This window comes from Lactobacillus sp. W8174, from assembly GCF_016100975.1.
Taxonomy (GTDB): Bacteria; Bacillota; Bacilli; order Lactobacillales; family Lactobacillaceae; genus Lactobacillus; species Lactobacillus juensis.
In genome coordinates, this window is record NZ_JACFRN010000012.1 from 1 (window position 1) to 750 (window position 750).

General features: G+C 50.1%; 2 rRNA genes. Both read right to left on the reverse strand.

Annotated features, from left to right (window positions below):
* Positions 1 to 469, reverse strand: a 23S ribosomal RNA gene (locus H3U49_RS09770); the annotation flags it as partial.
* Positions 470 to 673: 204 nt separating this feature from the next.
* Positions 674 to 750: ribosomal RNA gene (locus H3U49_RS09775) — 16S ribosomal RNA — on the reverse strand; the annotation flags it as partial.

The following is a 750-nucleotide window of genomic DNA, read 5'->3' on the forward strand; positions in this document are numbered from 1 at the left end:
GTATTTAGCCTTGCGAGATGGTCCTCGCTGCTTCAATCGGGATTCCTCGTGTCCCGACCTACTCAGGATCCTGCTCAGCGCGCTCTGGATTTCGCTTACGGGGCTCTCACCCTCTCTGGCTTACCTTCCCAGATAATTCTGCTATCCTTTGCGCTGCCTTATCGCAGTCCTACAACCCCAAATGATAAATCACCTGGTTTGGGCTCTTTCCTCTTCGCTCGCCGCTACTAGGGAAATCGATCTTTCTTTCTCTTCCTGCAGCTACTTAGATGTTTCAGTTCACTGCGTCTCGCCCCAGGCGGCTATCTATTCACCGCCTGGTAATGCATCTGCATGCATTGGGTTCCCCCATTCGGATGTCTCCGGATCGCTGCGTACTTACCGCTCCCCGAAGCCTTTCGTGGTTCGTCACGTCCTTCTTCGCCTCATTGTGCCTAGGCATTCACCGTGCGCCCTTCTTTACTTGACCTTACTCAAGATACTCTCTCGGTCGCTCTTTGGCAATCTCTTCTCTTTTGATTGTTTCTCGGTTTTTTCTTGGATTATATTCAGTTTTCAATGTACTAACTCGTTTGAGGTACTACCCTCAAAACTAAACAATGTCTTCACTACTCATGTGCCTTTGCCGGACTTCTCTTAGCATTCCTGCTCTCCGTCTCGGCTTCTTCCTTAGAAAGGAGGTGATCCAGCCGCAGGTTCTCCTACGGCTACCTTGTTACGACTTCACCCTAATCATCTGTCCTGCCTTAG